This is a genomic window from Fibrella aquatica, assembly GCF_041321135.1.
In the GTDB taxonomy this organism is placed as follows: Bacteria; Bacteroidota; Bacteroidia; order Cytophagales; family Spirosomataceae; genus Fibrella; species Fibrella aquatica.
Map to the genome: position 1 here is coordinate 365999 of NZ_JBGGWF010000005.1, position 7407 is coordinate 373405.

Consider the following 7407-nt stretch of genomic DNA (forward strand, 5'->3'; position numbering starts at 1 on the left):
TTGCTAATCACATAAATTATTGATTAGCAGTATACCAGTATTTTATAAAAAGTATGAGGGCAAAGATAGATATCTACTTTGCCCTCACTGGATTGCTTAATCTATTTCGAGGACTGAACAGTATCAGCGCAACGATCAAGTTTTGTTTTCCTCAACTCCTTCTGAGCATTTTCGGATTCGACGGGTGCCATATTGAGAGCAAATACTTGCGGAGTAACTTTCACGTAGTACGTTTTCCCTGATTCTACAGGAAATAACAATTGGCGACGTGAAGGGAGTGATACATCCGGTCCCGATTTAGCATGTAACATTACATCCCCGGGCAAAACTTTGAATTCTGTAAAGCGATTGTTACTCAGTCGGCACGTTTTTTCGTGCTTTGTTCCTATCCAGATGTTGTTGAAAACACCTAAAAGTTTATTCGGTCTGTAAACGATAACTGTTGCAAAATCCTTTGGCTCTGGAGACTGTGATTGTGCCTTAGCAAGCAGCGTTGCTAAGAGCAAAAGGAGGGATGTAACCCGGGTTTTCATATACTGTTGTTTTTAAAGGTTTACCAATTAATTTATATCTAGATGGTGCCAAATTTACATTGGTGCATATTATGTTACCACCACAATCACATCCACAATAGCAACATGCAGCAATAAGTCCGAATGATATGCCTGCCAACACGGCAGCACCAAATGAAGATGCTACTACTGCAGCAGCTAAACCCGCATTTAAAGCCACACATAACTTGCGCAAAAATCCACGACAGCGAATTAAAGAGGAACTCATACGGCCTTGGGCATCATCTGCATCGCCTATTCGGCTAACTTCCCGAATGACCTCGATTTGTAAGTACAGCTGATATTTTTCCTCGTCGCTAAGATCGCTGGCAGCTATCTCGTTGATTCGCTCATTAAGTTGAACCTCTAGTATTTCCTGTGTGGGCACACTCTGAAGTTCTTCATTAAGTTCAACTGCCCAGCGAGAAACCCCTTCTGAAGTGGTCCTAGCCTTTGAATCGAAGAATACTAAAGACATATCATTTTGAGCGTGGGCAGTATTGAACTTTGACTTTAGCTGTAAATAATCATTGTACTCGTAATTTAATTCTTGCTCGAACTCTTCTTTGACCTGGCTTTTTACATAGTCAAACTGGGCTTGGCCTGATAAAGCTTTGGCTTGCTTGTCGACGAGAATCTGAGCAATAAACCGAGCTGAATGCTTTACTGAATCTAAGGGTTGCTTTTCCGGCGTCTCCTGATTGCAGGACTGAATGCTTAAAGTGAACGTTGCTAAAAGCGCGTAAAGAAAGTGCGAGGCTTTTCTCATACCTTTGTTTTGAGGTTTGAATGTGAATATTTCGATCTCATAAGCCCTGTCGCCGGTGTCCAATCGTGGCAGGGCTTACTTATGTGTAAATATATTTGCCTAATTGTGGCGTTGCAATTGCCTAAAAGCAAATTCGTAGTTGCCTTAAATCAATGCATGTAGTGACATTAAATTATAAATCAAGCCCCGTCACTTAGCTAAATGACGGGGCTTGATTTATAATTTAATGTGCTATTAACTAGCTGGTTAAGCGTATCGCTTCGTTGCTTTTCGGGTACGTATACGACTTAAAGTATGCTTAGTAATACCTAAAAATGAGGCAACGTACTTGCCAGGTAGGCGTATCATATCTTTCCCGAAATGTTCGGCAAATAGATCATAGCGACGTTCAGCACTTCGAGTACGTAATAATTGCATTCGCCACTCATATTGCAAAATGTACCTTTCTAATACTCGGCGGGCTACTGTGTTCATTACCAACGAGGAGTCAAAAAGCCGTTGTAGGTCATCGTAGCTAATAGAATGCACAGTGGAAGGTTCCAGTAGTTGAATACTATGCAATGAGGGTTCTTGATCGAAAAAACTGCCTGGTACTACCGCGAAATGGCCATCTACTACAAGCCAGGCCGTTGTCTCTGTCTCTGTCTCTGTCTCTGTCTCTGTCTCCGTCTCTGTCTCTGTCTTATAAAAAACCCGTGCTAGCCCGGTTTCGATGTAAGAAAGGCGGGTGTTCACTTCGCCCTCGGTAGCCAGTAGGGCTCCTTTCGGTAAAAACTGCTTTTTTACAAGCTTCGTGAATAAATCAGCCGTTAAAACATCCTGTAGAATATCTGGATGAAGATGAGCAAATATGAAGGCCATATAATTCGTAAAAACAGGTTAGTTAAGTACTTATATAGCGTAATAGTACTTAAATTTTTATAGACAGTACAAATTAATTTAAGATACTCATATGTGAATTAATTAACCTGTTTTATAGATATTTTAACTGACCACGTAGCACCGGCTATTCCCGTCTATCCCCCGTTCAACCTGGATTTGAACGGTGATTCGCTCCTTGATCTCGTGGCGGTGCGAGATGATACCGATCGTTTTCTGACTTTCCTGCTGGAGCTTTTCCAGCATCACAATTGCCGTATCGAGCGAGTCGGGGTCTAACGTTCCGAACCCTTCGTCGATAAACAGGCTATCGATCTGCACGTTCTGTGAGGCCAGATCGGATAAGGCCAGGGCCAGCGCGAGACTGAGCGTAAACGTTTCGCCGCCCGAAAGGCTGGTGATTGTTCGTTCGGCCTGCCCCTGATACAAATCCACCACAAATAGCTCGTCCTGCTCTTCGCGGGGCGACAACAGCAGGTAACGATCCGTCAGGTTTTTCAGACGGCGATTGGCCAGACCGATCAACTGCGCCAGGGTCAGGCTCTGCGCAAACTTGCTGAACGAATCGCCTTTGGCGCTGCCAATCAGTTTGGTCAACTCCTTCCAGGGCATCACGTCGGCTTCCAGCTTCGCCAGTTCGGCAATCGCCTTCTGATGCGCCGCTACGCTTTTCCTGTTCGTGTCGAGTTCACTACGCGCGTAGCCGGAATTGGTTAGCAGCCTGTCGTGTTTTTTGCGGGCCTCGTCGAACGTTGCCTTTACGTCATCAGGTAGCAGGTCGGTCTTGCGGGCTTTGCGGGCGGTATCCAGCCGTCGCTGTTCATCGGCAATGCGTTGGTCGAGTTCTATCCGATCACGGTCTAGCTCGTCGCGCTGTTTTTGGAGTTTCTGCGTGGTAGGAACGTCCAGCAGCAGTTTACGAGCCAAGTCGGCTGAATCGAAGCCCTGCTTTTTCAACAAAGGAGCCAAGGCCGCCAGTACGCGCTTTTCTTCGTTCAGCGCTACTTTTTCGTCTTCATCCGTCTTGCGTTGAAGCCCGATCTGTGTAGCCATGCGGCCCTGCACATCAGCTATGCCTTTAAGCAACGTACCTGAGCGCTGCACCCAATCGTCGCCCGCATAGAGCAGTTGCTTCTGATGCGCGAGGGTACCAATGGCTTGCTGGTGCTGCTGCAATTCGGTCAGTTGCCGAATAAGGATTTCCAGAGTCCGGTTCTGATCCCACAGCGAACGGAGCGTGTTCAAATCGGTCTGAACAATCGCTTCGTCTTTCTGTAAGCTTCGAAGCGCTGTCGGGCCGTTGCCTTCGGTTAGCTGATTAGCCTCGCGTAGCTCCGTAATTTCCTGACGTTTCCCTTTAAACTGCTCCCGTAAAGCCTGCTGAATACGATTGGCTTCGTTCAGTTGAGCTTCCTGCGTAATCAGTTGGTCAGATAACTCTTTGGTAACTGCTCTGGCCTTCTGAAGATCATCTTTGGCTAACAACAGTTTTGCCGCCACCGTACCTAGCTGATTGACGTAATGGGTAGCATACGGATGTTCCAGTGATCCGCAAAGTGGACAAGGCTCACCGCTGACCAATGCATCGCGCAGGGCCGATAAGTTCACTTCGGCACTCAGTTTTCGTTGTTCCGCATCTAACCGATTAGCGCTTTCTTCAGCCAGACGTTCGTTTTCACGAGCTGTTGCCAAAAGCGGAGTAAGCTCATCAATTCGCGCCACGAATGACTTGATGGGCTCGGCCAATTTCTGCCCTTTCAGAATTCGATCCTGTTGCTCTTCCTCTAAAAGAATTAACGTACCAAGCACTTTGTCGCGCTCGATAGCCCGTTGAAGATGTTCTGGGAAAGTGGTTGGCGTAACGGCTGGGTACGTTATCTGTAGGCTATTAATCTTCGCCTGTATCGCCTCCTGTTGCGTCTGAACGGCAAGTAGCGAATCGTTGGCGTTCGGGAGTGTGAGCTGATGAAGTCCAAGCCTGCGTAGATTTTCCTCCGTTACCGCCTGTTGCCTGATGCGTTGGAGCAGGGGAGTAGCAGCATTTTGCTCCGTCGCCATCTGATCCTGTAACGTCTTCAACTGCTCGCGGAAGGCGTCGATGGCCCCGGCCGCTGTGGCGGGTTCTAGCCGTTGAGTTCCGGTAAGCGCAGCAGCGTCGGCAAGTAGTTTGTCGAGATCAGTAGAAAGCTGGGCTAGTTCGTTGGCTACGGTTGTCCGCTCCTGACGGGCTCTGGCAATGGCACGTTCGGCCCCTGTTAGCTCAGTGAGCAGGCCGGCAAGCGGGGTCGCTTTGTTATGAAGCTGTAGCCGTTCACGATCCGGGGCAAACGTTGCTGTCCGTTCCAGTAGCTTTTCGTTGGTTGAAGCCAACCTGGCCAGCATTTTTTCGGCTTGTTCCGCTTCATCGACGAACTTCTTCTCGCCTTCAAATAGCTTGATCTGTGCTTTGACCTCCGACAGCTGTGTGTCCGCCAGCGTCAATTGATCGGTTAGCTCGGTTACTTTCTCGTCAGACAGCATTCTGATCGATCCAACGCCTACCTTTTTAATGCCGATTTGTTCGTCGAGGTGTTTAGTGTGTTCATACGCTTTTCGGCTCAATTGCCGGTAAATCTCTGTACCTGTCAGTTGTTCCAGCATCTTACTCCGCTCCGACGCTTTCGATTTCAGGAACTGGTCAAAAGCCCCCTGCGCCAGTACGATCGACTTAATGAACTGTTCATACGAGAGGCCAATCAGTTCTTCGTTTTTCTTCGGAAAATCGCGCAGGTCTTTAATTGGAAACAGAACACCCTCTGGTTTGTCATCGGCCAGGTGGGCAACTTCCATCTCGTAATTGTTCCAGTTGTTGTTCCGGTTCTTCTTGATCGACCAGCGCGACCGATAGCGGTTGCCATCTACTTCATATTCTACTTCGGCATAAGCAGCCGTGTTAGGCTCGGCCGCCGCCTGCCGATTCACGATCAAGCCATCATCGGCAATGTTGGTGCCCGATATAGCTCCGTTCAGACGGGGGAGCCGATTGAACAGGGCCAGCGTCATTACATCGAGCAGTGTAGACTTGCCTGCACCCGTTGGGCCGGATATCACAAATAGGCCAGTCTCGCCCAGGAGGCCGCTGGCAAATTGAATAGGTTCGTGTTCGCCATAAAACGAATTGATATTACGAAACCGGATTTGGCGAATTTTCATGCTGAAGCGGAGCTGTCTGCTCCGTAACCATTTTATAAAGTTGTTGGTAGGTATCAATAAGCTGGTCGCGCTGATCGCCGTCAACCTGCGCCAGTACCAGCCGTTGCGCAAATACATCCAGGTACGTTAGATCAGCCAGGTGCGTATCGGCGGCAAATAGCGATTCCAGGTTTTTGCGCTTATTGCGAAACAGCAAACGAGTTTTCGCCAGAATAAACGGAGCATCCTTGTAATCGCGCTGCAACTGATCGAAGTGCATCCGCGTGCTGAGGCTTTCGGCATCTTCTTCTACCAATACCTCGACCAGCGCGGGTAAAGCATGCGTCATTTCCAGTTGGTTCAGGCGTTCCCGTACTTCGTCGAGCGTGCCGGTCACATGCCGAAACGGACGTGACTGCGGCACTGGCACCGACTCTACATCGGTCACTTGACCATTCTCCAGGGTTAGCTGTAGCAATTGATGCGCATTATCTCGCTCAGCGAAGCTTAACGGAATGGGTGATCCAGAATAGCGGACTGTCTCGCTACCGCCTACCCGTTGTGGTACATGTATATGACCAAGTGCTACATAGGTAAAGCCATCGGGGAAGTGCTCACTGGAAAAAGCGGCCTGTCCACCCACGGCGTGGATCTCGCGCTCACTTTCCGACACCGTTGCACCATTAACATAGAGGTGTCCCATTGCCAACACCGGTACGTCCTTGTATTCGGTACGGCAATGATCGGCGATTCGTTCGTAGTGATTTCGAATACCCATCCGCAGTGCCTCCACCCGATCCTCATACGTTTGCCCCGAAATAGACTGGCGCAGGTCGGCATCGCGTAGATAAGGAACCGCTGCTACCAATAAGTCCGACGAGCCGTCGGCGAACCGAATTACTTCATCGGGGCAGTTTCCGTTGGTGCATCCTACAATATGGATGTTCAAATGCCGGAGTAATTCTTTGGGGGCATTCAGTTTTGTGGCCGAATCATGATTACCGCCCGTGATCACAATCTTAACGGATAGAGGTAACATACGCGTCAGAAACTGATAATACAGCTGCATTGACCCATCTGTCGGATTCGTAGTGTCGAATATATCGCCCGAAACGAGCAGTACATCCACCTCCCGACGCTCTATTTCCTCAATAAGCCAGTTAAGGAAGAAAGAATGGTCTTCCCGAAGGTCTGAACGGTATAATCGTTTGCCAAGATGCCAATCGGCGGTGTGTAAAATGCGCATAATGAAATGAGGGGCCAACTTTCTTTTGTTATATAATGGATAGCCCACACAAAAGCCGGATAAAACACTATGAATTTAGTGAACCAAGCCGTTAAGTCCTACTTGCTAAAGTACAATTTTCGTGGGTAAACCCCGACACACAATCGAGAGCTGTTAACGAACCGAAAAAAGTTTTGTTCATGGATAAGCTGTTTATCAGTCATTTAGGCCAAATTAGGCCCTAGCCTCACAAAAAACTTTCATAGAGGGCTTGACATGGGGTTAAAGTTGCCCTACTTTTGCAGTCCCAATCAGGAACAACGGCGGTTGAGCAACAGCAAATCCGCCGCTTTTACTGAAGACGGCAAAGGGTCAGCATCCCGGCAGAGTACAAAAATTAATTAAAAATAATTTTCGCCAAATGCTTGACAAACGAAATAAACCGCGTACCTTTGCAGTCCCAAATGAGGGAAACGAAATGAGAGCCACACAGTAAGTTTAGCATCGGCTTTCAAATCGAGTAACCAGCCAGGTAAATGGCACCACGATCGGCAACGGCTGATCGCATCGTTCTTTGACCAACTGTCAGCAATACAATTAACAAGTCTTGATCAGTTTGATCGGTTCACTTCCTCGGAAATGAGTCGTCAGTCTGAATCGACAAAAGACACGCTACTTCGGTAGCACATATATTTACGATGGAGAGTTTGATCCTGGCTCAGGATGAACGCTAGCGGCAGGCCTAATACATGCAAGTCGGACGGGCAGCAATGCCAGTGGCAAACGGGTGCGTAACGCGTAAATAACCTGCC

Annotated in this window: 5 protein-coding genes and 1 rRNA gene; 1 reads left to right on the forward strand and 5 read right to left on the reverse strand. The window is 48.2% G+C overall.

Annotated features, from left to right (window positions below; all coding sequences use genetic code 11):
• Nucleotides 1-101: 101 nt before the first annotated feature.
• The 5 genes from ACAW87_RS15035 to ACAW87_RS15055 all read right to left on the reverse strand — a co-directional run bounded on the left by ACAW87_RS15035 (nt 102) and on the right by ACAW87_RS15055 (nt 6616).
• Nucleotides 102-533, reverse strand: coding sequence for a hypothetical protein (locus ACAW87_RS15035; protein ID WP_370724279.1), 432 nt, complete (start codon nt 531-533; stop codon nt 102-104).
• Nucleotides 481-1320 (reverse strand): hypothetical protein, encoded by an 840-nt coding sequence (locus ACAW87_RS15040; protein ID WP_370724281.1) that lies wholly within the window; start codon nt 1318-1320, stop codon nt 481-483. Before ACAW87_RS15040 ends, ACAW87_RS15035 begins: the two co-directional genes overlap by 53 nt.
• Nucleotides 1321-1566: 246 nt before the next feature.
• Nucleotides 1567-2181 carry a Crp/Fnr family transcriptional regulator gene (locus tag ACAW87_RS15045; RefSeq protein WP_370724283.1) on the reverse strand — a complete coding sequence of 205 codons (615 nt, stop codon included), beginning with the start codon at nt 2179-2181 and terminating at the stop codon, nt 1567-1569.
• A 123-nt stretch (nt 2182-2304) separates the two neighbouring features.
• A complete protein-coding gene (locus ACAW87_RS15050) occupies nt 2305-5391 on the reverse strand; it encodes an AAA family ATPase (protein ID WP_370724285.1) in 3087 nt (1028 codons plus the stop codon).
• Nucleotides 5363-6616, reverse strand: coding sequence for an exonuclease SbcCD subunit D C-terminal domain-containing protein (locus tag ACAW87_RS15055; RefSeq protein ID WP_370724286.1), 1254 nt, complete (start codon nt 6614-6616; stop codon nt 5363-5365). The genes ACAW87_RS15050 and ACAW87_RS15055 overlap by 29 nt, the downstream gene beginning before the upstream one ends.
• Nucleotides 6617-7290: 674 nt before the next feature.
• Here ACAW87_RS15055 and ACAW87_RS15060 point away from each other — a divergent pair.
• A 16S ribosomal RNA gene (locus ACAW87_RS15060) occupies nt 7291-7407 on the forward strand; the annotation flags it as partial.

Excerpts from the sequence above, each read along its gene's own strand:
- ACAW87_RS15035 (WP_370724279.1), bottom strand. The coding sequence starts at position 533 with ATGAAAACCCGGGTTACATCCCTCCTTTTGCTCTTAGCAACGCTGCTT.
- ACAW87_RS15050 (WP_370724285.1), bottom strand. The coding sequence starts at position 5,391 with ATGAAAATTCGCCAAATCCGGTTTCGTAATATCAATTCGTTTTATGGC.
- ACAW87_RS15045 (WP_370724283.1), bottom strand. The coding sequence starts at position 2,181 with ATGGCCTTCATATTTGCTCATCTTCATCCAGATATTCTACAGGATGTT.
- ACAW87_RS15055 (WP_370724286.1), bottom strand. The coding sequence starts at position 6,616 with ATGCGCATTTTACACACCGCCGATTGGCATCTTGGCAAACGATTATAC.
- ACAW87_RS15040 (WP_370724281.1), bottom strand. The coding sequence starts at position 1,320 with ATGAGAAAAGCCTCGCACTTTCTTTACGCGCTTTTAGCAACGTTCACT.